Below are 24,160 nucleotides of genomic sequence, written 5' to 3' on the forward strand. Positions count from 1 at the left end.
GGGCAGGGCCGCACGGCGCCAGCGAAACCGCCGGAGAGGGGCATAAATATTGCGTGACACGGATGTAATAGGGCACGACCTGCTGGCGTGGTACGATGCCAACGCGCGCGATCTGCCATGGCGCGTCGGCCCTGCCGCACGCAGGGCGGGCGAGCGCCCCGATCCCTATCGCGTCTGGCTGTCCGAAATCATGCTACAGCAAACCACCGTTGCCGCCGTGCGCGACTATTTCCACCGCTTCACCACGCGCTGGCCGACGGTAACCGCGCTGGCCGAGGCAGAAGATGCCGAGGTGATGGGCGAATGGGCGGGCCTTGGGTATTACGCCCGCGCGCGCAACCTGCTGAAATGCGCACGCGTAGTGGCGGGGGAATTGCACGGTACGTTTCCCGACACGCGCGAAGGGCTGCTGGCCCTGCCCGGCATCGGGCCCTATACCGCCGCCGCCGTCTCCTCGATCGCCTTCGACCGGGCCGAGACGGTGATGGACGGCAACGTGGAACGGGTGATGGCGCGCCTGTTTGACGTGCACACGCCTCTGCCCGCCGCCAAGCCCGAGCTGTTTGCCCATGCCGAGGCGCTGAAGCCACTGGAACGCCCCGGCGATCATGCGCAGGCGGTGATGGACCTTGGCGCCACCATCTGTACCCCGCGCAGCCCGGCCTGCGGCATCTGCCCGCTGATCGGCGTCTGCACGGCCCGCGCACGTGGCACCGCACCCGAGTTGCCGAAGAAAACCCCGAAGAAACCGAAACCCATTCGCCGTGGCATCGCCTATCTGGTGCAGCGTAGCGATGGCGCGCTGCTGCTGGAAACACGCCCCGACAAGGGGTTGCTGGGCGGGATGTTGGGCTGGCCGGGCACAGAATGGGCCGAAGCTCCGCCAGAAGATCCGCCTATAGAGACGGAGTGGCGGACCCTGCCGGGCGAGGTGCGCCATACCTTCACCCATTTTCACCTGATCCTGACCTTGCAAGCCTCCACGGTCGGCCCGGAGGCGATGCCCACCCGGGGCCAATTCATGCCGCGTGCCGAATTTCGCCCCTCGGACCTGCCGACGGTGATGCGTAAAGCCTTCGATCTGTGGCAAGCAAAATCCTGAGCACCTTGCAACGTACGGTCGCAAAATGCATCGTTTACCCTGTGAAATTAGGTAGACCGCACCCTGATGCCTTGCGGAGCCAAACATGATCGCGCCTGACAAACCCGCCCGCCTGATAAACGCCCTGCCCTTTGCCGCCTCGTTCCTGCTGTTGCCATTGGTCTGGTACAGCGCGGTGCACGGCGGCTGGATCATGGTTCTGATCCCTATCGTGACCTGGAACACCTATACCGCGCTGGACTCGATCCTTGGGCTGAACCTTGAAAACGCCGACCCCGAGACCCCCGACAGCCACCTGTTCTGGTACAAGCTGATCACATGGGTCTGGGTGCCGGTTCAGATTGTGATGGTGTTTTCGATGGTGGCCTATGTCAGCCATGCCACGCATCTGACGCTGCTGGAAAAATTCGGCCTGTTCTTCGGTGTCGGTGTGCTGACCGGGACGCTGGGCATCAATTACAGCCACGAGCTGATGCACCAGAAAAACCGGTATGAACGCGCTTTGGGCGATCTGCTGCTGGCGATGGTGCTCTATTCGCATTTCCGCTCGGAACACCTGCTGGTGCATCACCGCCATGTCGGCACCCCGCGCGACGCGGTGACGGCGCGATATAACGAGAATTTTCATCTTTTCTTTTTGCGGGTGCTGGTGGAAAGCCTTGTATCTGCGCTGCGCGCGGAAAAGGCGCAACTGGCGCGCAAGGGACTGTCGGCCAGCCATATCAGCAACCCGTTTTGGAAATACCTGGCGCTGCAAGGCGCGATGCTGGCAGTGGCCTTTGCACTGGGAGGCGGGCTTGGCGTCGGGCTGTTCCTGTTTCAGGCCGCGATTGCCGTGTGGCAGCTGGAGATGGTGAATTATGTCGAACACTATGGCCTGACACGGAAATACCTGGGCGACGGAAAATACGAACACGTCCTGCCGCGTCATTCCTGGAACGCTGCGCACAAGGGGTCGAACTGGCTGCTGATCAACCTGCAACGCCATTCCGACCATCACTACAAGCCGAACCGCCGTTTTCCGCTGTTGCAGAATTATACCGAGGATGCCGCTCCGCAGCTGCCGCATGGCTATCCGATCATGACAACCGCCGCACTGATTCCGCCTCTGTTCCGACGCATGATGAACCCTCGGGTGCGACGATGGCGGGCAATGTATTACCCCGAAATCACCGACTGGACGCCCTACAACAGGCATAAGACGCCGATGCCGCGGTAACAGATCACCCTTTGTTAAGGCTTGCCTGCGATTTTTCGCAGGCGAGTCGTTTACGGAGGGGTCACATGCCGGATACCGCCAAACCGAATGCCGAAATCGAAGGCCGCTGCCTGATCGTGGAAGACAGCCGCTTTGATCAGAAACTCATCAAACGGGTGCTGGATCGGACGAACCGACAGTTCACCACGCGCATCGTATCGACACTGACGGACGCGCGCGACGTTCTGACCCGCGAACCGGTGTCCCTGATCCTGCTCGACAACAACCTGCCCGATGGCAAAGGCGCGAATTTCGTGCTGGAACTTGCGCAGAACAAGGATTTTGCGGGGATTCCCGTGATCATCGTGTCGGACTGGCCCTCTCCCTTCATGTGGCAGAAAGCGCAGATGGCCGGTGTGGCCTGTGTGGTCAACAAATCCGACTTTACCGCTGACACCATTGTTCAGGCGCTGCCGGTCAGCGACGCGGTGCACTAGGCCGCATCTGACCAGACCGGGACGGGCTGATCCAATCCGCGGACAGGTTGCGGCGGATGGCGCGTGAGGCCCCCAAGGATGGGGGCGTCTGCGCCGGATTCGCGCTGTGCTGCGTGGTAAAGCGTATCACTGACGACAAGGCTGGCGTTCAGCGACCGGGTCAGACGCTCAAGCCGGCTGGTCACGTTCACCGTGTTGCCTATGACCGCGAATTCCAGCCGGTGCGCACCGATATCGCCAAGGATCACCGGCCCATAGTGGACACCGATGCTCCCTTTGACAGGCAGCTCGCCCCGGGCCAGCCTCTCGGCATTCCAGGTGTCCAGCATAGCGCACATATGGCGCGCGCAGGTCAGCGCGCGGGTGGCATCGTCGCTGCCTGGTGTCGGCGTGCCGAAGGTCGCCATCAGCCCGTCGCCAAGGTATTTGTCCAAGGTGCCGCCGTGAAGAAAGACCTCGGATTCCATGCGCGCATGGAAGTCGCGCAGCAGCCCGATCACTTCGGCCGGCGAATGATGCGCGGCGAAACTGGTAAATCCGACGATATCGACAAACATCACCGCCACGTCGTGGGTACGGGTCTGCTGCAAAGGTTCGTCGTTGTGCGACAGTTCTTCCACGACGTTGGGTGAGAAATAGCGCGACAGGTTTTCGCGCTCGCGGTTCAGCTCGGCGGTTTCCAGCAGCAGCATATGAAATCGCCGCACCGTCATCGCAAGGATCACGGCAACGATCACGAAGACGACCACCTCTTGCACGCGGATGTCGAACCCGATTGCGTTGGGGTCAAGAATCCGAACCATTTCAAGGTCTTGCCCAAACGCACCTGTTGCGGCCCGCGCCAGCCCGTCGTCAACCCGACCGAACCACCAGACCGTAAGCGCCCCCAGCAACCAAAGCGCCGCCACCCAATGGCCCATCGCCGTGATCGTGCGCCAACTGTAGGTGAGCGTACCCGCCGCGAGAATCACGAAGAAATAGATAAAGCCGTGGAAGCGATAATTCATCGCCGTCGGCCACTGTTCCGGAGCAAAGGGGTTGGGCACCAGCACAATCAGTGCGACCAGAAGCAGATCCAGCGCCATGACAAAGAATTCAAGCTGTGACCGTCCGACCCGTCCAACCCGATACTGCAGCCAGCCCACCGCGCCCAAGGCCGCCATAAGCGCCTCGTAATACAGGATATCCCAGCCCGGGTTCAGGAACGGCAGCATCACCGCGATGATCGCCAGCGCCACCCAGCGCGCCCGCATCGCCAGCTTCATGCCTTCGCGTTTGTGACGCTCCAAGGCCGCCTGAACGTGGCGATTGGCGTCCTCGGCCACCGGGTCGGCGCGGCCTGGCCAAATGGACGGTGCAGTATCGGACATGCGTGGCCTCCTCCTGCGACGCCGGGGCGCCTGACCTTTGCAACAAAAATGCCCCGCCGAAAGCGGCGGGGCAAGGTGAGTGCCATGTGTCAGGCCACAGGCACCGGCGGTAAACAATAGGTTTTGAGTTGGATCAGGCGCTCATCTCGGCGCGGATCTGCTGGCGCAGCACATCGATGGGCACACGTTTGCCATCGCGCTTGTAGCACCAGTAAGTCCAGCCGTTGCAGCTGGGCGCGCCCTCCAGATGTGCGCCAACCTGATGGATCGAGCCCTTGATGTCGTCCCCGATCAGCGTGCCATCGGCCCGCACCTTCGCCTTGTGGCGGTTGTTCATCGAAAACAGCTCTTCCCCCGGGCGCAGCATGCCGCGTTCGACCAGCTGGCCAAAGGGCACGCGCGGCTCGGCGCGTTTCGAGGTCGAGACCTGCAACGCCTCGCGGTCGAACTTGCGCACCTTGGCGATGCGGGCGGTTGCGGCCTTCCGATACGCCTCTTCCCGCTCGATCCCGATGAACTCGCGGCCCAACATCTTGGCCACGGCGCCAGTTGTGCCTGTGCCAAAGAAAGGATCAAGCACCACGTCGCCCGGATTGGTCGAACCAACGATCACGCGATGCAGCAGCGATTCCGGCTTTTGCGTCGGATGTGCCTTGTCGCCGTTTTCATCCTTCAGCCGCTCATGCCCGGTGCAGATCGGCAAAACCCAGTCCGACCGCATCTGGATGCCCTCGTTCAGCGATTTCAGCGCCTCGTAGTTGAAGGTATATTTCGCGCCTTCCGACTTGCTGGCCCAGATCATCGTTTCATGGGCATTGGTCAGCCGCTTGCCGCGGAAATTCGGCATTGGGTTGGATTTGCGCCAGACCACATCGTTCAGGATCCAGAATCCTTCGTTCTGAAGCGCCGCACCGACGCGGAAAATGTTGTGATACGACCCGATCACCCAGATCGCGCCATTGGGTTTCAGCAAGCGGCGCGCAGCCGCCAGCCAGGCGCGGGTAAATTCGTCGTAGGCCGCGAAAGAGCTGAACTGGTCCCAATGATCGTTGACCGCGTCGACCTGCGAATTGTCAGGGCGATGCAACTCACCGCGAAGCTGCAGGTTATAGGGCGGATCGGCGAAAATCAGATCGACAGACGCCTCGGGCAGACTGTTCATCATCTCGATGCAGTCGCCGTCCAATATCGTATTCAACGGAAGCGCCTGGGCGCCTCGGGCTTTTACTTTTGTCATGTCTGCCTCTATGCCGGGCGCTTGTTTCGCGCTCTCGTCGTTGTGACAAAAGATGAGTCAAACCCGATTCGCCGTCAAATTCTTTTTTGAATCAACCGTTTACGATTTTATCTTGATACAAGATATTGTGGACCGGCTTGAACGAACGCCTATGGTGTGGGGTTACACCAATCTCGCTCAGTGCCAAAATGTGACGTTTCGATGGGTAGCCTGCGTTGGTTTCCCACCCATACCCGGGGTGCTGTTGCGCCAAATCCACCATGATCGCGTCGCGGCAGGTTTTGGCGACAATCGAGGCCGCCGCGACCGAGACAGAGCGCGCATCGCCCTTGACGATGGTTTCATGCGCAATGGCCAGACCGACCGGTACCATGTTGCCGTCGATCAGCACATAATCAGGCGCCGGATCGAGCGCGGCCACCGCGCGGACCATGGCAAGGTGGCTGGCGCGCAGAATATTCAATTCGTCGATCTCGGCGACACTGGCGTGGGCCACCGAAACCTCGGCCTGTGCGTGGATCGCCTTGGCCAGCCTATCCCGTGCCCGTGCGGTCAATTTCTTGGAATCGTTCAGACCTTCGGGCAGTTTTGCCATGTCAAGCACCACGGCGGCGGCCGTCACCGGCCCGGCCAAGGGGCCACGACCAACTTCATCCACTCCTGCAATTCGCAGGAAGCCGCGCGCCATCGCGGCACGTTCAAAACTGTCGTCTGGTCCGGCCATGCCCCTAGCTGGCCCGAAACCGGGGCATGGGCAAGGTCAAATCACGCGTCCGCTTCGGCTTCGGTCAGCGGATCGAGCAAGGTGGTGGCGACTTCGGACGGGGTCAACGCCTCGTCAAGCGGGGTTGTCGGCGCTTCCACGGGCGTTCCGGTGTCGTCGGGCGCCGCCGTCTCTTCCGGGGTGCCGGTGCCGAGTTCGTAGGCGTCGATCACCTGCCCCTCAGGCGGGATGACTGGCTCCACCGGGGTCAGCGCGGCGATCTGCGCGGCAAAGACGCTGGCGGCATCGGCGCCACGCGCAATCTGCGAGGCCGCAAAACCCTGCGCGTTCCTGGCCAGTTCGACACCGGCGGCAAGCGCCTCGGCCACGGCGGCCTTGGCCTGATGGCCGACCGACATCGCGCTTTTGCCAGCTTGCTTGGTATAAGAAACAGGTGCTGCCGTGGCACCGGAAATCGGGTCCATTTCACTCTCCTCGAATGTTGGCAGCATCGTAACGCCTAAACTGTTGACGAATCATGATCAACAAAAAAAGAGGAGTGCCCTTTCAGGCACTCCCCCAAAGGGCGCGTGGCGGTGCGCCGCTTTCAGGGACACGTGGCGGTGTGCCCCATCGCCCTAGTTGCGGGCGATCCGGTAACCGCGCTGGCGCAGGCACTGGGGTTCATAGCCGGTGTGCGAGCCATGGCGGTTGTTGATCTGAACCTTGCAGGCCTGTGGCAGCGCGTTGGCCTGCCGATAGCTGTTGCGCAGGCACCGCTGCCCCAGCATCCGTATCTTGTCGTTGCGAACATGGTGGGTCTGCATACACGAACCCGGCAGGTCATAGCGCGTGACCCGCGGCGGCAGCGGAACCGGGCGCACCGGGGCGGGGCGCACCGGCGCCGGACGGTAGCCCGGCGTGTAGTAATTGTAGCCGGGATAGCGGTTGTGGGTGACCACGTTATCGTCGTCACGGCTGTCGTGGATAATCTTGCCCAGGATCGCCAGCGCGGCGATGCCGGCCAGAACCCGTGCGGCATCTTCATCCGCGCGCGCCGGGGCGCTGAAGGCTGTGACGGCCACGGCGGCCGAGATGATGAAGGCGATGAACTTGCGATGCATGGGGCGGGTCCTTTCGGGTTGCACGTGGTGAATGGTCTGAACGGATGACCGATGCCTCACCGTCGCCCCACCCCGCCGAGACAGGCAATATCGCCCCCCTGTTATTGGATAACAGCACCCTCAAACCCCTACGGTTATTGAATATCGCAGCATTCGCGCGCAGGGTGCCGTCATGACACATCTCATCCGCTTTCTCGCGGTTTCCGCGATCCTTGTCGGCCTGGCCCAGCCCGCCGCAGCCCAATGTTTTGCCGATTACAAGGCGAAGCAAGACAATCCCCTACGACTGCATTATGGCGTGATGCAGCTCCAGGGCCCCTGCGACCGGGCGGCCGCCCGCGCCGAGGTTGCCGCGCGTCTGAATGCCGGTGGCTGGACATTGTTGAACGTGCTCTCGGTCTTCGGCCCCGAAGGACTTGCCGAAAGGAAAGCGAATGCCGCAGGCTTCTATCTCCGCTTCTGACGCGCGCCGATCGGGCGGGCTGATCGTGCAACTCGGCATTGCTGCCATCGTACTGGTCGTTGTTGCAGCGGGCGCAATGCTGCTGTTCGCCCTGCCGGATGCGAATGCGTTCAATGCAAGGGTCGAGCGGCTATTCGTTGAAAACGACACGCTCACCGGCGAAGCTGAAATCAAGCTTCTGGAAATTCTTGCCCAATCGGGCACCGCGTTTTCCGACACGCTCGCCAGCTATCGGATGGTGATCTTCGTCCTGTTGGTTCTGGCCACTGCACTTCTGGTCGCCGCGCTGGTGTTCCTTGTGATGCTGGTCACGATGAACCGCCGCATGGCCCGGATCGAACGCAAGGGGCTGGACGTCAATTCGCTGCTGATCAGCCGCGAGGAAAACACGGTCTACCTCAACAACCTCGATTTCAAGCTGACCGCCGCGGCGATGGAAACGCTGTCGGTTCTGGCCGAGGCCCGGCTGGACGACGACGTGTTGTCGGGCGCGCAGATTGAAGCGATGATTTCCGGCCGCGATGAAGCGGACTGCGACGAGGCCGCCGGAGCAACCCGGATCAAGCGGCTGCGCGATACGCTGGGCAATCAGATGGTCAGCGAACTTCTGGTCAAGAACATCGCACGGCGGGGGTACATGCTGGCGATTGAGAAAGACGTGATTCAGATGGTGTGAGTCCTGCTTGGCAAGGACAGAAGGAGCTCTGCCGCGTGCCGGCGGGACGCGGCAACAAAGGAAGAAGGGGGCTCTGCCCCCGCCCGCTGCGCGGACTCCCCCGGGATATTTGCCCCCAAAGAACGTGAAGTGCGATATCTCTTTGGGGTCCAAATATCCCCGCCGGAGGCATCGCGCGCCAGCGCGATCCTGTCACGCTTTCCAGAAGCAGAAGGTGGCCCAGAGCAGAGACAGCCCAAGAGGCGCCCAAAGCTGCATGTCGGTCAAGCCGAGCCATGCGAGGAAGATATAGACCGCTCCCATAAGCGTGATGAACAGCCGATCCCCGCGTGTCGTGGTGAGGCCGAGCGCGCCGCGCCGTTCATCGCCTCCGGGGCGGCGCAGTTCGATCACCGTCAACACCGCCATGGCGCCGAAGATGCCGATGAAGACGGCTGCGGTGGCGGCTGTCCATGCCATCCATGTGCCGCCGAACAGCGGGTCCGTCCATGAAAACCCCTTGGGTTCGGCCTGCTTCGCGACGTTGCCCCATCCCTGCGCCAAGGCCATCGACGGCAGGGCCGCAAGCAGGACAGCAAGGTAGCGCATCACACCCTCCCCAAGGCAAAACCCTTGGCGATATAGTTTCGAACGAAATAGATCACGATGGCGCCGGGAATGATGGTCAGCGTTCCCGCTGCCGCGAGCAGGCCGAGTTCGTATCCTGCCGAGGATGCGGTTTTGGTCATCGTGGCCGCGATGGGCTTGGCCGCGACCGCGGTGAGGGTCTTGGCCAGCAACAGTTCGACCCACGAGAACATGAAACAGAAGAACGCCGTGACCCCGACACCAGCCTTGATCGTTGGCAGGAAGATGGTGACGAAGAAACGCGGGAAGGAATAGCCGTCGACATAGGCGGTTTCGTCCAGTTCCTTCGGCACGCCGCCCATGAAACCTTCGAGGATCCAGACCGCGAGCGGGATGTTGAACAGGCAATGCGCCAGCGCCACCGCAAGATGCGTGTCGAACAGCCCGACCGCCTGATAAAGCTGAAAGAACGGCAGCGCGAAGACCGCCGCCGGGGCCATGCGGTTGGTCAGCAGCCAGAAGAACAGGTGCTTGTCGCCCAGGAACCGGTAGCGCGAGAATGCATAGGCTGCGGGCAGCGCCACCGCGACCGAGATCACCGTGTTGAGCGAGACGTAGATGATCGAGTTGATATAGCCCCAGTACCACGTTGGATCGGTAAAGATGGTGGCGTAGTTTTCCCAGGTAAACGTCTGCGGGAACAGCGAAAAGCCCGAGAGGATTTCATTCGTTGTCTTGAAGCTCATCGCGACCAGCCAATAGATCGGCAGGAGCAGGAACAGGATATAGACCAGCGGGATCAGGTGGCGTTTTTGCATCGTTCCCCCTATCGGTTATCGTCGCGTGTCATCAGCGTGTAGAACAGCCATGACACCAGAAGCGTGATCGCGAAGTAGATCAGCGACATCGCCGCCGCCGGACCCAGATCGAACTGGCCCAGCGCGATCTTGACCAGGTCGATCGACAGCAGCGTCGTCGAATTGCCCGGGCCGCCGCCGGTCAGCACGAAGGGCTCGGTATAGATGTTGAAGCTGTCCATGAACCGCAGCAGCACCGCGATGGTCAGCACGGTTTTCATCTTGGGCAGCTGTATGTAGCGGAACACCTTCCAGGCCGAGGCGCCGTCGATCCGCGCGGCCTGGTAATAGGCATCCGGGATCGACACCAGCCCGGCATAGCACAGCAGCACCACTAGCGATGTCCAGTGCCAGACATCCATGGTGATCACCGTCATCCAGGCAGCAATGGGATTCTGGGTCATATCATAGGAAATGCCCAGAGTGTGGTTCATGAAATACCCCAACAGCCCGATGTCGGGCAGGGTAAAGATGTTCCACATCGCGCCGACCACGTTCCACGGGATCAGCATCGGTAGCGCCATCAGCACAAGACAGACGGGCACCCAGATGCCTTTCTTCGGCATAGACAATGCGATGATGATGCCCAGCGGCACTTCGATCGCAAGGATCATGCCGGTGAATAGGAATTGCCGCCCCAGCGCGGCATGGAACCTGTCAGACCGCAGCAGCTGCTGGAACCAGTCGAGCCCCTGCCAGAAGAACTGATTGTTGCCAAAGGTTTCCTGCACCGAATAGTTGACCACCGTCATGATCGGGATCAGCGCGTTGAAGGCCACCAGCAGCAGGACCGGCAGCACGAACAGCCAGGCGCGGTTGTTCTGGGTTTTCATGGGCGTGCCTCCGTTGCCAGCCAGCCGTCGGCATACAGGCGGGTCTGATCCTGCCGGAAGGTCAGCCCCACCTCGGCGCCCTGTTCGGGCACTGGGCCATCGACGATGGCGGAAATGCGCGTGTCGCCCACCATCGCCTCGACCACGTTGTGGCGGCCAAGGTCGGACACCTTGCGCACGCGGCCGGTAACGCCTCCGGACCCGAGCGAGACGAATTCGGGGCGGATGCCGATTTCGATGCGCTGTCCTGATCCGGTAATCGGGCCTTCCAGCGGGATCGGCACGCCGGCAAAGCGCGCGCCGCCGTTGTCCAGCTCGGCGGGCAGCACATTCATGCCGGGCGAGCCGATGAAATGGCCCACGAAAGTGTGCGCGGGACGTTCAAACAGTTCGACCGGGGTGCCGATCTGCACGATCACGCCAAGGTCCATCACCACAACCTGATCGGCAAAGGTCAGCGCCTCGGTCTGGTCGTGGGTGACGTAGATCATTGTCGCCTTCACCCGGTGATGCAGTTCCTTCAGCTTTGACCGCAGCTTCCATTTCAGATGCGGGTCGATCACCGTTAGCGGCTCGTCGAACATCACCACGTTTACGTCGTTGCGCACCAGCCCCCGCCCCATCGAGATTTTCTGTTTATTGTCGGGTGACAGGTGCGAGGCGCGGGTTTCCAGCATCGCGGTCACGTCCAGCATCTCGGCAATCTCGGTCACGCGCTGGCGCACGACATCCTCGGCGCGGCCCCGGTTGCGCAGGGGAAAGGCAAGGTTGTCGTAAACGCTCATCGTGTCGTAGATCACCGGAAACTGGAACACCTGCGCGATGTTGCGCTTGTCGGGCGGCAGGTGGGTCACGTCCTGGTCGTCGAACAGGATCTGGCCTTCGGACGGCTCCAACAAGCCGGAGATGATGTTGAGAAGGGTTGATTTCCCGCAGCCCGACGGCCCCAGCAGCGCATAGGCGCCGCCGTCCTGCCAGGTGTGGTCGATCTGTTTTAGCGCGTAATCGTCCGGGCTGGCCGGGTTGGGCAGATAGCTGTGGCGCAGCTGCGATAGCGTGATCTTGGCCATCCGCGCCCCCTATGCCGCCAGCGCGCCATCGGGCGCGAAATAGAAACACTTGCTCGCGTCCATGAAGAACTGGTGATCTTCGCCCACGCGATAGGGGTGCACCCCGTGCGACAGCGACACCCAGTTACCCGCCTCGGTCGAGAAATGCGCGCTGGATTCCGAGCCGGAGAGTTCCGTTACCAGCACTGTGCCCGTCATCGGCACGCGGGCCGTGTCAGTGGCGCGGGGCAGGACGTAGTTTGGACGCACCGCCACGGTATAGGGCCCGTCGCGCAGCGACGCGGCAGCGCCGGTCAGATCCCAGGATGCGGCCCCCATCTTTGCCCGATTGCCCTGTTTCACAATAGGCGCGGTGTTGATCGGCGGATCGGAAAACACCTGCGCCGCCTTGAGGTTGCCGGGCTTGCGGTAAATCTCGGCCGTGGGGCCGAATTGCGCAACGTGCCCGTCATGCATCAGCGCGGTGCGCCCGCCCAGCAACAGCGCCTCTTCGGGTTCGGATGTCGCGTAGACCACGATGGCGCCGCGACCGGCGAACAGCTCGGGCAGCTGATCGCGCAGTTCTTCCCGCAGTTTGTAATCCAGGTTTGCCAGCGGTTCGTCCAGGAACACCGCCTGGCTGTCCTTGGCGATGGCACGGGCCAGCGCGGTGCGCTGCTGCTGCCCGCCCGAGAGTTCCTGCGGGCGGCGGTTCAGCATCGGTGTCAGCTGTAACAGCCGCGCCACCTCTTCCACCCGGCCTTCGATTTCGGATGTCGCCATGCCCGCGATCTTCAGCGGCGAGGCGATGTTGTCGTAAACGCTCATATGCGGGTAGTTCACGAAAAACTGGTGCACCAGGCTGATACGGCGCTTCTGCGTCGACACATGGGTCACGTCCTGCCCGTTCATCATGATCGTGCCCGAGGCGACCGGGTCAAGCCCGGCCATCAGCTTGATAAGCGAGGTTTTCCCCGCTCCGGTTTCGCCCAGAAGCACGTTGAAATGCCCGGGCTCCAGCACCAGCGAGGTTGGTTTGATATGGGTCACCGCGCCGACGGTCTTGGTGACGTTTCGCAGCTCGATGGTCATGCCCCGCCCCTGTGAGACCTTGGAGTTCATAGATCGGACGAAGGCATTTGCCCCCGTCCGAGGCCCGCGCCGGGAAGAGAGGGACCCGGCGCGCGCGGTTCAGTTGGCCGCCCAGCGCGCGACCAGTTCGTCATAGTTGACGGTCATGCCCTGCGGCTTTTCGTTGTCGAGTTTGGCTTTCGCCCCGCCCTTGCCCAGCCATTCGGACGGATCCTTCGGCTCGTTCAGGCGCGGGCCGCAGCCGCCATAGACATTGGCCGCCTCGTCCGCCTGCTGCATCCGGGCCATCGTCACATCCATTTCATTGGCCAGACGGTCCATCGCTTCCTGCGGGGTAAAGGCGCCCGAGTTCACGTCACCGATCTGCTGCCACCAGATCTGGGCCAGCTTGGGATAATCGGGCACGTTGATGCCGGTCGGCGACCACGCCACCCGGTCGGGCGAGCGATAGAATTCGACCACACCACCCAGTTTCGGCGCGCGTTCGGTGAAGGATTCATGCCGCACCGTACTGTCGCGGGCAAAGGTCAGCCCGACATGGCTTTTCTTGGTGTCCACGGTTTTTGACGTCACGAACTGCGCATAAAGCCATGCGGCCTTGGCGCGGTCGGTCGGCGTGGATTTCAGGATCGTCCACGACCCCACGTCCTGATAGCCGACCTTCTGGCCTTCTTCCCAATAGGGGCCATGCGGCGACGGGGCCGCGCGCCACAGCGGCGTGCCTTCGTCATCGACGGTATTGTTGCCCTCGGATTTCGGCTTGACCATGTCGGCCAGGAAGGCGGTGTACCAGAAAATCTGCTGGGCCACGTTGCCCTGGCTCAGGGCCGGAAGCGACTGGTAGAAATCATAGGACGCCGCGCCCGGGGGGGCATAGTTGCGCAGCCATTCATCCCACTTGCGGATCGCATAAACCGCCGCCGGGCCGTTTGCTGCCCCACCGCGCGACACGGATGCGCCCGAGGGGTTGCAGCTGCCTTCTTCCATCCGGATGCCCCATTCGTCGATGGGCCGCCCGTTCGGTTCGCCTTTCGAACCCGTTCCTGCCATCGACAGCCAGGCATCCGTCATCCGCCAGCCAAGGTCGGGCGCGCGTTTGCCGTAATCCATGTGGCCATAGACGGTCACGCCGTCAATTTCCTTCACGTCCTCGGAAAAGAACTGCGCGATGTCCTCGTAGGCAGACCAGTTGACCGGCACGCCCAGCTCATAGCCGTATTTTTCCTGAAACCGCGCCTTGAGGTCGGGATTGTCAAACCAGTCCTTGCGGAACCAGTAGAGGTTCGCGAACTGCTGGTCGGGCAGCTGATACAGGTTGCCATCGGGCCCGGTGGTAAAGCTGATGCCCATGAAATCATCAAGGTCCAGCGTGGGCGAGGTCACATCCGCCGCTTCGCCGGCCATCCATTCGGTCAGGTTCACCGCCAGTTGCAGCCTTGAGTGTGTACCGATCAGGTCGCTGTCGTTGACATAGGCATCGTAAAGGTTGCGCTGCGTCTGCATCTGGGTCTGCACAGCCTGGACAACCTCCCCTTCGCCCAGAATCTGATGGTTCACCTTGATGCCGGTGATTTCCTCGAATGCCTTCGTCAGCACGTCGCTTTCATATTGGTGGGTTGGAATGCCTTCGGACAGCACGTTGATTTCCATACCGGAAAACGGCGCCGCGGCGTCGATGAACCACTGCATCTCGGCCATTTGCTCGTCTTTGCTGAGCGCCGAGGGCTGAAACTCGTCATTAATCCATTTTTCCGCCGCAGCAGCATCTGCATACGCGGCATCGCTTCCCGCAATCACGGCCGAGACCGCAACCGCGGAGAGTAGATACTTTCGCATCTCACACCTCCCTGTGTTTCGTATATGCGCAAGTTACCTCGCGTCATTTTGATGAAACGAACGCAAACGAAAGTCAAATGAATAAATTTTCTGGCGAAACGCGCGTTTTGGGCCTATACGATCCTGCGGATATGGCCCAAGGAAGGCCTCATGGATTTGAGCCAGAGACAGCAGGAAATACTGGAATCCCTTAGGGTTGAGGGGCGGGTCGAGGTTGAGGACCTGGCCGGGCGATTCAGCGTGACCAGCCAGACGATCCGCCGCGATCTTGCCGAACTGTGCGACCGTGGGCTGGCCGCGCGCACCCACGGCGGGGCGCGCAAGATCGCAACCGTTTCGAACCGCGAATACCACGAACGCCGCCTGCTGCGCGGCCCCGAGAAGGAATCGATGGGCACGCTGGCGGCAGGGCTGATTCCAAACAACTGTTCCGTCACGCTGAACATCGGCACCACCACCGAACAGGTCGCCCGCGCCCTGTCGCGCCACGAAGGGCTGATGGTGATGTCGAACAATATCAACATCATAAACCAGTTCATGGGCAGCCGCGTGCGCGAGCTGATCCTTGTGGGCGGGGCGGTGCGCACCAGCGACGGCGCCATCGTCGGCGAAGAGGCCGTAGAGTTCATTTCCCGCTACAAGGTCGATTTCGCGGTGATCGGGGCCTCGGCGCTGGATGCCGATGGCGCGATCCTTGATTACGACACGCGCGAGGTTTCCGTCGCCCGCGCGATCCTGCGCAATTCGCGCCACCGCATCTGCGTGGCCGATTCGTCCAAGTTCGACCTGTCGGCGCCGGTGCGCATTTGCGACGTGGGCGATCTGGACTATTTCATCACCGACACGCCCCCGCCTCGCGCCTTTGTCGAGGCGGCCGAGCGGGCAAATACGCAAATTCTGACAGTGGAAGAACACAATGGCTTCGGGCTCAAATCCGCCTGATCGAAACGATATCGTCGACATGTTCGTGATCGGTGGCGGCATCAACGGCTGTGGCATCGCACGCGATGCGGCGGGGCGCGGGCTGAGCGTGACGCTGGCCGAAATGAACGATCTTGGCTGGGCGACATCCTCTGCCTCGACCAAGCTGTTTCACGGCGGGCTGCGCTACCTCGAATTCTTCGAGTTCCGGCTGGTGCGCGAGGCATTGCGCGAGCGCGAGGTGCTGCTGAAGGCGATGCCGCATATCAGCTGGCCGATGCGCTTCGTGCTGCCGATCCATCCCGCGATGCGGTTCGACATGGCCACCCCCGCCTCGCGCCTGCTGACGCTGTTCATGCCGTGGATGAAGGGCAAGCGCCCCGCCTGGCTGATCCGGCTGGGGCTGTACCTGTACGACACGCTGGGCGCGCGCGAAATTCTGCCGGGCACCAAAACGCTGGACCTGAAGAACAGCGCCGAAGGCGCGCCGTTGCAGGAACGCTTTGAAAAGGCCTTTGAGTATTCCGATTGCTGGGTCCAGGATTCGCGGCTGGTGGTGCTGAACGCCCGCGATGCGCAGGCCCGGGGTGCGACGATCCTGACCCGCACCCGCGTGGTCGAGGCCCAGCGCGCCGCCGATCACTGGACGATCACCACCGAGACGGACGGCAAGCGCGCGATCCACCGCGCCCGGTTCCTTTTGAACGCGGGGGGCCCTTGGGTGTCGGATGTTGTGGGGCAGGTGCTGCACATCAATTCGTCCGAACACATCCGGCTGGTGCGCGGCAGCCATATCGTGACGCGCCGCCTGTATGATCACGACAAATGCTATTTCTTTCAGGGCAGCGACGGGCGGATCATCTTTGCCATCCCCTACGAGCAGGATTTCACGCTGATCGGCACCACGGATTCCGACCACCCCGCCCCCTCGGTCAAGCCCGTCTGCACCCCGGAAGAGTCGGATTATCTGCGCACATTCGCCAGCGAATATTTCAAGACCGATATACAGCAGGATGACATCGTCTGGACCTATTCGGGCGTGCGGCCGCTCTATGATGACGGGGCCAGTTCCGCCACGGCAGCAACGCGTGAATATGTGCTGTCCCTGGATGACAGCGCGGCGCCTTTGCTGAACATCTTTGGCGGCAAGATCACCACATATCGTCGCCTTGCCGAAGCCGCGATGGACAAGGCCGCGCCGTTTTTCCCCGGCATGAAAGAGGATTGGAGTGCGGGGATCCCCCTGCCCGGTGGCAATTTTCCGGTCGATGGCGTGGCTGCGCTGATCGACGGGCTGCGCGCCGCGTATCCGTTTCTGGATGCGAAATGGGCCGAACGCATGGTCCGCGCCTATGGCACCGAGGCCCGCGACATTCTGGGCGATGCGGGACAAGCCACTGACCTGGGGCGTGATTTCGGCGCAACCGTCACACAGGCCGAACTGGATTGGGCGATTGCGCGCGAATGGGTGCGCACGGGCGACGATTTCCTGTGGCGCCGCACGAAACAGGGCCTCCGCGTGAGCGAAATTCAGGCCGGGGAGATCGACAGCTACATCCGTCAGTCCTGCGGCACGATTTCGTAGGTCAGCTCCATCTCGGTCGAAATCTGGCGCGGCAGCATGTGGCGAACCCGGCCCCCGGCCACGGCGCCGTCGGGCGAGATTCGCAGGCTCTTCTGCCCCTCTTGCCTGCGAATGGCGACGGCTTGGCCTGCGGCATCATATTCCAGATGGTCGACCCAGGGCGCAGACCAGAACAGCACCGGATCGAACGGTGCGCTGCGCGCTACGGCATTATAATCGATACTACTCAGGTGCATCTTGCCTTGGGCGTCCGGCGTGTAGCTGCGCTGCTGGTGAGTCGGGAAGGCGACCGAGATCATCGCGGGGGCGCTGAGGTTTGCGCCATTGTCAGCCACCACCGCGATATCAACTCGGCTGACACGGCGCTGTGCCAGTTCGTCAGGCGGGAACGACGGTATATCGACGGCGTCCTGCCACTGCAGCGTCAGCCGCGCGGTATCACCTTTATCGCCAATGGGTTCGATGCTGGCATCGCCCGTGACGACGAACCAGTGGAACGTCAGCTCCCGCCCGTTTGGATCAACTGTGTCGCCCGCACTGACAGTCAGGCTGCGTTCGTACTGCGGGCCGCGCCACAGCCGCGCGATGGCCGAAGGCGTGGAAAAAAGCCGTTCGCTCAGGCCAGCCAACCCGGCCCGATCGCCGAAGTCTTCCTCTTCCACCGTCAGGCGCACCATCGGCGGAATCGTATCCGGCAGCATCGCCGCCGCCTGCGCGATCATGCGTTCGGGCCGTAGCCTTTTGCCGTGAAACACCACCGGATGCGCCACGTTCGACAGGTAGTCGGCCCGCCCATTCACACCCAGAAGGTTGCGCCGCAAGATCATCTGGAGCGTCGGTGCAACAAGGCCGCCCCGTTCCAACGCGGCCCATGTATCGGGACGGAAGGCGGCCAATGTCATCGCTGCCGACATCAGGAACGGCTGGTCGCTGCCGGACGAGCCCTGACTGGTCACCACGTAGGGCCAGTTGGCAGGGAACATATCGACGGCGTCGTGATCTTGATGTTCGGGGTAAAAATAGATGGCGTTGGCCTGATAATGCGACGCGGCAGCCATGGTACCCCGGTGCGACGTCATCGCCGCGCGGGTCTGGCTGCGCCATTGCGGCCTGCCGGTGAGTGCGGTCGATGAATTCCCGATTAGCGGAACTGGCAGCGCAATATCCTGCGCCAGCCCGTAATCGCGGTGACGTTGCACCAGCTTTGGCCCGTAGCGCAGAAACGTCAGCGCCGGAAACTGACTGGATTGCAGGGTCGAATGATCTCGATCGCGATTTTCGTAGACAAATCCGTCGAACCCATGCGCAACCCCGCGCCCTATCAGCCCGTTCAGCTGTGCGGCGCCTGCGATTGGCAGTGACGCGGAAACGCCCGCAGGGCCACCGGCATTTGGAGGCAAGGTCAAAGCTTCAACCGTGCGCATACCCGATGCCGTGGTTCGCACCAGATCGGCATCGTCAATCACCAAAAGTCGTTCGGACGGCCCGGTGGTGGCGCGATAAGCCCCAAGTCCGGCGGCCAGTGCCAGCAAGCCTGCCAGAAGAACGTTCACCCTCATGCCATCGTTTTCCACATAGCCAACCCAGTTTCACACCATGACCCACGTCGGATCAAGCGCATAGGCCGAACGCAGAGAAAGGCGCAAATCACACGGCTGGTGCCACGGCTGGCAGTCATTTTGCGCCTACAGCCGCTTCGCCGCTTGTTCTTGCGACGCAAACGCGGCATCGCTGTTGCATGAGAGGCGGGCAAAGCACAGCGCCACGGGCGCATCCATGGCGCGGGATGATTCCCGTGCTGGCCGTGTTCATGGTGCTGCCCATCCTGACGGAACTGGCGCTGACGCTGGCCGACCTTGGCGTGATCGGCACACCGCGCCTGCGCGCCCGGGCCTATCAATACGGCGCCTTCTGGGCCGGTCTGCTGGACAACTGGCGGCCGAACTATGCCGCGCAGCCGCAAACGATGTTCGTGACCTATTCTTTCCTGCACGCCAACCTTTGGCACCTGACAGGGAACATGATCGCCTTTGTCGTGTTGCTGCAACTGCTGCGCAATCGGCTGTGGGGCTGGCGGTTCGTACTGGTCTATGCCGGGTCGGCGGTGGGCGGCGCGCTGGGGTTCGCGCTTCTTGGCACGGCGCTGAACCCGATGGTCGGCTCGTCAGGCGCCCTTTTCGGGCTGGCAGGCGCGTGGAAATGGCTGGACTGGTCCGTTATCCCGGGACGCCGCTGCCGTACGCTGATCGCGGCGCGCGATATTGCCGTTCTGGCCGCGCTCAACCTTGTAATGTGGCTGACCGAAGGCGGCGCCCTCGCGTGGGAGGCCCATCTTGGCGGTTTCGTGGCTGGCGCGGCACTCATGGCCGCGCTGCGCCGCGCCCCGGATCAGTAGTATTCGCCTTCATAGCTGTGGGCGCCCGCGTTGTAGCGGCAGCGGTTCAGAACAATGCCCATCACATTCGTCAATTCTGACAACTGGCGCTCGGCCACGTCGATCCGGTCCATCGGAGTCACTTCGGCCGCCGCGACCAGAAGCGCGCAATCGGCGCTTTGCAGAACGCCATGGCTGTCGTCGCTGACCATCAGCGGCGGCGTGTCAAAGAACATCAGATCGGGTTCGTAGTCCTGTTCGATCTGGTTCAAAATTTCGGCTGTGCGCGGCGACTGCAACAACTCGGCCGGGTTTTGCACACGGTTCCGGTTCAGCCCGTAAGCCACGTTGCCATCGTGGCAGAGCGCGTGATCAGCAAAGCTGGTTTCACCGCGCAGCACCTCGGCCATGCCCGCCACCGGCTTGACGCCCAGTATCGGGCCCAGGCCAAAGCGGCGCAGATCGAAATCAAGAATGATGGTTCGCTTGTCGCGCATCCGGCCAAAGCTGAACCCAAGGTTCGCGGCCAAGGTAGATTTCCCTGCTCCGCTGTCGGACGAAACAATTGCAATGCGGCGCCACTTGTTCTTGCGGGCCTGCTGCAAAATCTTGGTACGCAGCATGTCGAACGGGATGGCCGCTTCGCCCGGTGTATATGCCATCAGGCGATTGCTGCGAACGGTCTTGCTGGTCACCTGAAGCGGGTTCAACGCGGCCCAGCGCGCCGTGACATCGCCAGCCGGCGGAACGGCCTGGCGGGCCGCCGCCTGAGCGGCCGTCACCCCCCGGGGAGATTGCGCCGGCGACGTTGTGACACCGCCCGAGGCTTCACGCTCTTTGCGGGCCTTGCTGATGGCCTGTTGAAGACGGTCCATGTCATGTCTCCGTTCTGATCGGGCGGGAATCGCCGGGCATTACAGTCTGACCCCCAGTTTGTTCATGATTTTGTCCGCAAGAAGGTCAAGCGGAAGGTAATATTCGTGCACCGCCCACACGGCGATGGGCGCCCCGACCACCACGATAAGGATCGCGGCAAGACGCAGGCTGCGCTGCAATACGATCTCGCGCCGCGTCCGGGTGTAGGGAATCGCCGCCATCGGCCAGACTTCCAGCTTGCGGATGATGTCTTCGGGGCGGCGCGGTGTTCGATTCATGAATTCCAGCAATGCAATCAGCCCGAACCCAAGCAGCAAGCCGAACATCGACCCTGCGGCCGCGATCTTGACACGGTTCGGCTTCGTCGGCCTGCTGGGAACCGAGGGCTGTTCAATCACGGAAATCCGCTCGCCCCGCGACATGACCTCGATCCGCTCGCCGGTCGAGGCGGCCGCCAGCCGGTTCACGGCCAGATTGTAACGGCCCTGAAGATTCTCCGCTTCGCGTTCCAGTTCCGCAAGCATGATGGTATTGGCCGGCGTCTGGTCGATCGACTCGGACAGGGCCGCGATCCGTGCCTCGACAATCTCGGACTGGGATTCCAGCGATTGGATCCGAGTGTCGATTTCTGCCAGTTGCAGGTTCAGCTGCGGGTTGCCGGTTTCGGCCGCATCGTCACCCGATTGTGACGTCTCGGCTTCTTCGGCGACCTTGGCTTCCAATGACGCAACACGAGATTGCAGGATTTTCACCCGCGGGTTGACCTCTGAGTACAGGAGCAAAGCCGATTCAAGTTCTGCCCGGGCGTCAGCAAGGCTCTGTTGGCTGGGTGACAGGGTTACACCCGGTCCGCTGCCGACTTTGGTTGCTTCGTTGAAGATATTGATCAGCTGCTGGCGCTGCGCCTTCAGCGTGAAAATCTCGCGCCCGGCGCTTTCCATCCGCTCTTGCAGGTCCGCCCGCTGGCTTTGACGGAAATCAAGGCTGTCGGGCAGAGCCGAGAGGTTTTCATTCTTGAACGCAAGGATCTTGGCGCTTTGTTCCTGCAACTGCTGTTCGAGGCGCTGCACTTCGGCTTCGAAGAATTCCAGAGTTTGCCCCGCGCGGCCCTGACGAATGTCGATATCGCTTTGCTGGATCAGCGAAAGGTATTCGTTCAGCACCTGCGCCGCCAACCGGCCGGTACGCGCCTCGAAGCTGATTGTCATCAGCGTGGCCTGATCCCGCCCCGCCTGCGACCGTATCCGGGTGCGCGCCTGCATCGCCTCGACGATCTCATCAGGCGTCATGCTGGATTGATCCTGAAGCACGTTCAGACGGTTCGCGATGGCAAGAATGTTGGGCCGTGTCATCAGACGTTGTTCGATGATCTGCAGCCGCTCCAGACCCGACACGCGCACCGTGCTTGGCGCCAGCTCGTCAGGAATCTGCGATGCCTCGACGATCAACCGGGTCTGCGACACATACGCTGGCGGCAGCGAAAACGCCGCGATCACCGACACCGCCGACACCACGACGGCAATCAGAAGAAACCAATGCAAGCGACGCAGGAACAGTCGCAGGTAGAATAGAACCTCGGTCATCGGCTCTGAGCCTCCTCTTGGTCGCCTTGCGCCCAGAAAAACGTACCGTCATCCAGCACCGACTGAATGCTTTTGCGCTGAACTTCGCGTTCGTCGTCTGTCCAGCTGTATAAAAGGCCGAAATCGCACAGCTGATTCACAAGGCGCGGAACGCCGCCGGTCGCCTTGTGGATCAGCGTCGTCGCCTCTGTTGTAAACTCATGGCCAGTGCCACCTGCCTGTTTCATCCGGTGTGCGATATAGGCATGCGTGGCTTCGCGATCCATCCGGTTCAGGTGAAAGCTGGCTGCGACCCGCTGGGCCAGCTGGTTCATCCGGGGGTCGCGGATAATGTCACGCAACTCTGGCTGGCCGACCAGGATCAACTGGATCAGCTCGTCCTTGTTGGCGTTGATGTTGGTCAGCATCCGCAGCTCTTCCAGGCCTTCGAGCGACACGTTCTGCGCCTCGTCGAACACAAGGATCACGCGGCGGCCCTGAGCGTATTCGGACACCAGAAAATCCTGCAAACGCTGAAAATTCTGGACATAGGTCGCGCCCTGCTCGAACGGAACGTCCAACGCGTTCAGCACCCATTGCAGGATTTCGCCCCGATTGCCCTGCGCATTTGAGATCAGCCCCACGGTCACCGTCGGGTCGATCTGCGCCAGCAACTTCTGCAAAAGCGTTGTCTTGCCTGCCCCGATCTCTCCGGTCAGAACCGTGATCGGTGCGCGCGACATGATGCCGTACTCCAGCACCGCGTATCCCTTGCGATGCTGTTCGGACCAATACAGGAAATCCGGGTCTGGCAGCAGCGTGAAAGGCCGCTGCGTCAGGCCGAAATGGTTCAGGTAGAATTCGTTCACTGCCACACTTTTCTTGTTCCCGGGCCCGCCTGCCCGGCGGCCAAAATCGCATCCGTAAGCACGTTCATTGCCGGGCCCCCGACCTGCCAGCCGCACCGTTTAACATACACATGCCGCACAAAACCTTATCGCGGCACAATCTTTCACCCGGGCAATACACCTGCCCGGCCTCCGTATCGAGAGTTACAATCCGCGATACGCTTAGAAATTCCAAGGTGTTCCCTCTGCACCACGCGATGTTTCAGGAACTTGTGACCGCCAGGGTTGAACGGCACCGATGTTAATCTTTCATGGAACCGCTTCGACATTCGCTGCGTTAACAGTCGGATGCAAATGACACGGGGGCGAGTCATGATGACCAACACGGGCAACTCTATCTTTGCCTGCGCAATGCGCCAAAAAGATGTCTTTGTAGACAAATCCTCAACAATAGGCATATCAAGGCGTTACAATGGCCAATTAGCATAGAAATATAGTAGAATCGGTTGCCAAGAATCGTTTATTGAGCCACCTTTCGAGGCGTTAGATGCCTGAAGATGGCCGGAATGTGGCGGCAAGTGTGATTTTGGGTTCCAGATGACAGGTGTGGCGGAACACGTTGTTTCGCATCCTCAAGTAGCCAGTGAGTAGTATGACCATACAGATTAATGATTTGGATCGCCGTGAGGCCGCCCCTGTAGTCGGGCGCTTCACCGTACCAACCGAAGAACGTACACAGCTATACCGCAACGCGGGCAAACGATCGCTGGATATCGCCCTGGTGCTGCTATCCGCCCCGATCGTCCTACCCGTGATCCTGATGCTTGCCGCACTGGTCGCGCTTGACGGACACAACCCGTTCTACCTACAAAATCGCGTTGGCAAGAATGGCCGCGTCTTCAAAATCTTCAAACTACGCAGCATGGTCCCGAACGCGAAAGCGTCTTTGAAGGACATCCTGGCCAAGAACAGCGAGGCGCGCGCCGAATGGGAAGCCAACCAGAAGCTGCGCCACGATCCCCGGATCACCCGACTAGGTCGCATCATCCGCAATACCTCGCTTGACGAACTTCCCCAGCTGCTGAACGTCCTGAAGGGCGACATGTCGCTGATCGGGCCTCGCCCGATGATGATCGAACAGATCCCCCTGTACCCTGACAACTGCTACTATGCGATGCGCCCCGGCATTTCCGGCCTGTGGCAGGTGACCGATCGCAATGCCAGCACCTTTGCCGAACGCGCAACATATGATGCAGAATACCACCGCCGGTTGTCGCTGTGGCTGGACATCACGATTTTGGCGCGTACCTTTGGCGTCGTAATGCGCGGAACTGGCTGCTGACACCTGACTGTCGGCCGCCTTTTACTGCCCGAAACGAAGGTGAAAACT

At 61.5% G+C, this 24,160-nt stretch carries 24 protein-coding genes; 9 read left to right on the forward strand and 15 right to left on the reverse strand.

Annotation, left to right across the window (positions count from 1 at the left end; all coding sequences use genetic code 11):
* Positions 1–49: 49 nt before the first annotated feature.
* The 3 genes from mutY (at position 50) to FGK64_RS17275 (ending at position 2,797) form a co-directional block, all read left to right on the forward strand.
* Positions 50–1,102: an A/G-specific adenine glycosylase gene (gene mutY, locus FGK64_RS17265; protein ID WP_138865105.1), complete on the forward strand. Its 1,053-nt coding sequence runs from the start codon at positions 50–52 to the stop codon at positions 1,100–1,102.
* Between the two features lie 85 nt (positions 1,103–1,187).
* Positions 1,188–2,321: an alkane 1-monooxygenase gene (locus FGK64_RS17270; RefSeq protein WP_138865106.1), complete on the forward strand. Its 1,134-nt coding sequence runs from the start codon at positions 1,188–1,190 to the stop codon at positions 2,319–2,321.
* A 65-nt stretch (positions 2,322–2,386) separates the two neighbouring features.
* Positions 2,387–2,797 (forward strand): response regulator, encoded by a 411-nt coding sequence (locus FGK64_RS17275; protein WP_138865107.1) that lies wholly within the window; start codon positions 2,387–2,389, stop codon positions 2,795–2,797.
* Here FGK64_RS17275 and FGK64_RS17280 read toward each other — a convergent pair.
* From FGK64_RS17280 to FGK64_RS17305, 5 genes are all read right to left on the reverse strand, one after another.
* The gene (locus FGK64_RS17280; protein ID WP_138865108.1) at positions 2,794–4,167 is read right to left on the reverse strand and encodes an adenylate/guanylate cyclase domain-containing protein; all 1,374 of its coding nucleotides are present in this window, start codon (positions 4,165–4,167) and stop codon (positions 2,794–2,796) included. The genes FGK64_RS17275 and FGK64_RS17280 overlap by 4 nt on opposite strands.
* 133 nt (positions 4,168–4,300) lie before the next feature.
* Positions 4,301–5,404: a site-specific DNA-methyltransferase gene (locus tag FGK64_RS17285; RefSeq protein WP_138865109.1), complete on the reverse strand. Its 1,104-nt coding sequence runs from the start codon at positions 5,402–5,404 to the stop codon at positions 4,301–4,303.
* Between the two features lie 91 nt (positions 5,405–5,495).
* The gene (locus FGK64_RS17290; RefSeq protein ID WP_138865110.1) at positions 5,496–6,128 is read right to left on the reverse strand and encodes a ribonuclease HII; all 633 of its coding nucleotides are present in this window, start codon (positions 6,126–6,128) and stop codon (positions 5,496–5,498) included.
* Between the two features lie 41 nt (positions 6,129–6,169).
* Positions 6,170–6,592 carry a hypothetical protein gene (locus FGK64_RS22235; RefSeq protein ID WP_171054127.1) on the reverse strand — a complete coding sequence of 141 codons (423 nt, stop codon included), beginning with the start codon at positions 6,590–6,592 and terminating at the stop codon, positions 6,170–6,172.
* Positions 6,593–6,745: 153 nt separating this feature from the next.
* Positions 6,746–7,231 (reverse strand): hypothetical protein, encoded by a 486-nt coding sequence (locus tag FGK64_RS17305; RefSeq protein WP_138865113.1) that lies wholly within the window; start codon positions 7,229–7,231, stop codon positions 6,746–6,748.
* A 172-nt stretch (positions 7,232–7,403) separates the two neighbouring features.
* On the opposite strand from FGK64_RS17305, the gene FGK64_RS17310 reads away from it, so the two are divergent.
* Positions 7,404–7,694 carry a hypothetical protein gene (locus tag FGK64_RS17310; protein WP_138865114.1) on the forward strand — a complete coding sequence of 97 codons (291 nt, stop codon included), beginning with the start codon at positions 7,404–7,406 and terminating at the stop codon, positions 7,692–7,694.
* Positions 7,666–8,370 carry a winged helix-turn-helix domain-containing protein gene (locus tag FGK64_RS17315; protein WP_138865115.1) on the forward strand — a complete coding sequence of 235 codons (705 nt, stop codon included), beginning with the start codon at positions 7,666–7,668 and terminating at the stop codon, positions 8,368–8,370. Before FGK64_RS17310 ends, FGK64_RS17315 begins: the two co-directional genes overlap by 29 nt.
* 192 nt (positions 8,371–8,562) lie before the next feature.
* Here FGK64_RS17315 and FGK64_RS17320 read toward each other — a convergent pair whose 3' ends face one another.
* From FGK64_RS17320 to FGK64_RS17345, 6 genes are all read right to left on the reverse strand, one after another.
* Entirely contained in the window at positions 8,563–8,829 is a 267-nt protein-coding gene (locus FGK64_RS17320; RefSeq protein ID WP_342773969.1) for a DUF2160 domain-containing protein, read from the reverse strand.
* A gap of 128 nt (positions 8,830–8,957) precedes the next feature.
* Positions 8,958–9,755 (reverse strand): carbohydrate ABC transporter permease, encoded by a 798-nt coding sequence (locus FGK64_RS17325; protein WP_138865117.1) that lies wholly within the window; start codon positions 9,753–9,755, stop codon positions 8,958–8,960.
* A gap of 8 nt (positions 9,756–9,763) precedes the next feature.
* Positions 9,764–10,627 carry a carbohydrate ABC transporter permease gene (locus tag FGK64_RS17330; RefSeq protein WP_138865118.1) on the reverse strand — a complete coding sequence of 288 codons (864 nt, stop codon included), beginning with the start codon at positions 10,625–10,627 and terminating at the stop codon, positions 9,764–9,766.
* A complete protein-coding gene (locus tag FGK64_RS17335) occupies positions 10,624–11,697 on the reverse strand; it encodes an ABC transporter ATP-binding protein (RefSeq protein WP_138865119.1) in 1,074 nt (357 codons plus the stop codon). Before FGK64_RS17335 ends, FGK64_RS17330 begins: the two co-directional genes overlap by 4 nt.
* 9 nt (positions 11,698–11,706) lie before the next feature.
* Positions 11,707–12,768 carry an ABC transporter ATP-binding protein gene (locus tag FGK64_RS17340; RefSeq protein WP_138865120.1) on the reverse strand — a complete coding sequence of 354 codons (1,062 nt, stop codon included), beginning with the start codon at positions 12,766–12,768 and terminating at the stop codon, positions 11,707–11,709.
* Positions 12,769–12,867: 99 nt separating this feature from the next.
* A complete protein-coding gene (locus tag FGK64_RS17345; protein ID WP_138865121.1) occupies positions 12,868–14,604 on the reverse strand; it encodes an ABC transporter substrate-binding protein in 1,737 nt (578 codons plus the stop codon).
* 150 nt (positions 14,605–14,754) lie between these two features.
* Here FGK64_RS17345 and FGK64_RS17350 point away from each other — a divergent pair, with 150 nt between their 5' ends.
* Entirely contained in the window at positions 14,755–15,546 is a 792-nt protein-coding gene (locus FGK64_RS17350) for a DeoR/GlpR family DNA-binding transcription regulator (protein ID WP_138865122.1), read from the forward strand.
* Positions 15,521–17,110: a glycerol-3-phosphate dehydrogenase gene (glpD, locus tag FGK64_RS17355; protein WP_138865123.1), complete on the forward strand. Its 1,590-nt coding sequence runs from the start codon at positions 15,521–15,523 to the stop codon at positions 17,108–17,110. The genes FGK64_RS17350 and glpD overlap by 26 nt, the downstream gene beginning before the upstream one ends.
* Here glpD and FGK64_RS17360 read toward each other — a convergent pair.
* Positions 17,086–18,669: a hypothetical protein gene (locus tag FGK64_RS17360; protein WP_138865124.1), complete on the reverse strand. Its 1,584-nt coding sequence runs from the start codon at positions 18,667–18,669 to the stop codon at positions 17,086–17,088. The genes glpD and FGK64_RS17360 overlap by 25 nt on opposite strands.
* Positions 18,670–18,905: 236 nt before the next feature.
* Here FGK64_RS17360 and FGK64_RS17365 point away from each other — a divergent pair, with 236 nt between their 5' ends.
* The gene (locus tag FGK64_RS17365; RefSeq protein ID WP_246057807.1) at positions 18,906–19,505 is read left to right on the forward strand and encodes a rhomboid family intramembrane serine protease; all 600 of its coding nucleotides are present in this window, start codon (positions 18,906–18,908) and stop codon (positions 19,503–19,505) included.
* Here FGK64_RS17365 and FGK64_RS17370 read toward each other — a convergent pair.
* The 3 genes from FGK64_RS17370 to FGK64_RS17380 are packed head-to-tail and all read right to left on the reverse strand — an operon-like array spanning position 19,499 to position 22,791.
* On the reverse strand, positions 19,499–20,359 hold the full coding sequence (locus FGK64_RS17370) for a CpsD/CapB family tyrosine-protein kinase (RefSeq protein WP_138865125.1): 861 nt from the start codon (positions 20,357–20,359) through the stop codon (positions 19,499–19,501). The two genes, FGK64_RS17365 and FGK64_RS17370, sit on opposite strands and share 7 nt — an antisense overlap.
* A gap of 39 nt (positions 20,360–20,398) precedes the next feature.
* Positions 20,399–21,943: a GumC family protein gene (locus tag FGK64_RS17375; protein WP_138865126.1), complete on the reverse strand. Its 1,545-nt coding sequence runs from the start codon at positions 21,941–21,943 to the stop codon at positions 20,399–20,401.
* Positions 21,940–22,791, reverse strand: coding sequence for an ExeA family protein (locus FGK64_RS17380; RefSeq protein ID WP_246057808.1), 852 nt, complete (start codon positions 22,789–22,791; stop codon positions 21,940–21,942). Before FGK64_RS17380 ends, FGK64_RS17375 begins: the two co-directional genes overlap by 4 nt.
* A gap of 631 nt (positions 22,792–23,422) precedes the next feature.
* Between FGK64_RS17380 and FGK64_RS17385 the strand changes: the two genes are divergently transcribed.
* Positions 23,423–24,112, forward strand: coding sequence for a sugar transferase (locus FGK64_RS17385; RefSeq protein WP_138865128.1), 690 nt, complete (start codon positions 23,423–23,425; stop codon positions 24,110–24,112).
* Positions 24,113–24,160: the final 48 nt, after the last annotated feature.

Origin of the sequence: Arenibacterium halophilum (assembly GCF_005938225.1) — a bacterium.
GTDB classification, from domain to species: Bacteria; Pseudomonadota; Alphaproteobacteria; order Rhodobacterales; family Rhodobacteraceae; genus Arenibacterium; species Arenibacterium halophilum.

What these genes read in the sequence shown, in the direction of transcription:
- FGK64_RS17370 (WP_138865125.1), bottom strand. Translation starts at nt 20,359, where the DNA reads ATGGACCGTCTTCAACAGGCCATCAGCAAGGCCCGCAAAGAGCGTGAA.
- FGK64_RS17270 (WP_138865106.1), top strand. Translation starts at nt 1,188, where the DNA reads ATGATCGCGCCTGACAAACCCGCCCGCCTGATAAACGCCCTGCCCTTT.
- glpD (WP_138865123.1), top strand. Translation starts at nt 15,521, where the DNA reads ATGGCTTCGGGCTCAAATCCGCCTGATCGAAACGATATCGTCGACATG.
- FGK64_RS17315 (WP_138865115.1), top strand. Translation starts at nt 7,666, where the DNA reads ATGCCGCAGGCTTCTATCTCCGCTTCTGACGCGCGCCGATCGGGCGGG.
- FGK64_RS17375 (WP_138865126.1), bottom strand. Translation starts at nt 21,943, where the DNA reads ATGACCGAGGTTCTATTCTACCTGCGACTGTTCCTGCGTCGCTTGCAT.
- FGK64_RS17345 (WP_138865121.1), bottom strand. Translation starts at nt 14,604, where the DNA reads ATGCGAAAGTATCTACTCTCCGCGGTTGCGGTCTCGGCCGTGATTGCG.
- FGK64_RS22235 (WP_171054127.1), bottom strand. Translation starts at nt 6,592, where the DNA reads ATGGACCCGATTTCCGGTGCCACGGCAGCACCTGTTTCTTATACCAAG.
- FGK64_RS17325 (WP_138865117.1), bottom strand. Translation starts at nt 9,755, where the DNA reads ATGCAAAAACGCCACCTGATCCCGCTGGTCTATATCCTGTTCCTGCTC.
- FGK64_RS17385 (WP_138865128.1), top strand. Translation starts at nt 23,423, where the DNA reads ATGACCATACAGATTAATGATTTGGATCGCCGTGAGGCCGCCCCTGTA.
- FGK64_RS17285 (WP_138865109.1), bottom strand. Translation starts at nt 5,404, where the DNA reads ATGACAAAAGTAAAAGCCCGAGGCGCCCAGGCGCTTCCGTTGAATACG.
- FGK64_RS17310 (WP_138865114.1), top strand. Translation starts at nt 7,404, where the DNA reads ATGACACATCTCATCCGCTTTCTCGCGGTTTCCGCGATCCTTGTCGGC.
- FGK64_RS17330 (WP_138865118.1), bottom strand. Translation starts at nt 10,627, where the DNA reads ATGAAAACCCAGAACAACCGCGCCTGGCTGTTCGTGCTGCCGGTCCTG.
- FGK64_RS17340 (WP_138865120.1), bottom strand. Translation starts at nt 12,768, where the DNA reads ATGACCATCGAGCTGCGAAACGTCACCAAGACCGTCGGCGCGGTGACC.
- FGK64_RS17335 (WP_138865119.1), bottom strand. Translation starts at nt 11,697, where the DNA reads ATGGCCAAGATCACGCTATCGCAGCTGCGCCACAGCTATCTGCCCAAC.
- FGK64_RS17275 (WP_138865107.1), top strand. Translation starts at nt 2,387, where the DNA reads ATGCCGGATACCGCCAAACCGAATGCCGAAATCGAAGGCCGCTGCCTG.
- FGK64_RS17280 (WP_138865108.1), bottom strand. Translation starts at nt 4,167, where the DNA reads ATGTCCGATACTGCACCGTCCATTTGGCCAGGCCGCGCCGACCCGGTG.
- FGK64_RS17320 (WP_342773969.1), bottom strand. Translation starts at nt 8,829, where the DNA reads ATGGCATGGACAGCCGCCACCGCAGCCGTCTTCATCGGCATCTTCGGC.
- FGK64_RS17360 (WP_138865124.1), bottom strand. Translation starts at nt 18,669, where the DNA reads ATGAGGGTGAACGTTCTTCTGGCAGGCTTGCTGGCACTGGCCGCCGGA.
- FGK64_RS17305 (WP_138865113.1), bottom strand. Translation starts at nt 7,231, where the DNA reads ATGCATCGCAAGTTCATCGCCTTCATCATCTCGGCCGCCGTGGCCGTC.
- FGK64_RS17350 (WP_138865122.1), top strand. Translation starts at nt 14,755, where the DNA reads ATGGATTTGAGCCAGAGACAGCAGGAAATACTGGAATCCCTTAGGGTT.
- FGK64_RS17290 (WP_138865110.1), bottom strand. Translation starts at nt 6,128, where the DNA reads ATGGCCGGACCAGACGACAGTTTTGAACGTGCCGCGATGGCGCGCGGC.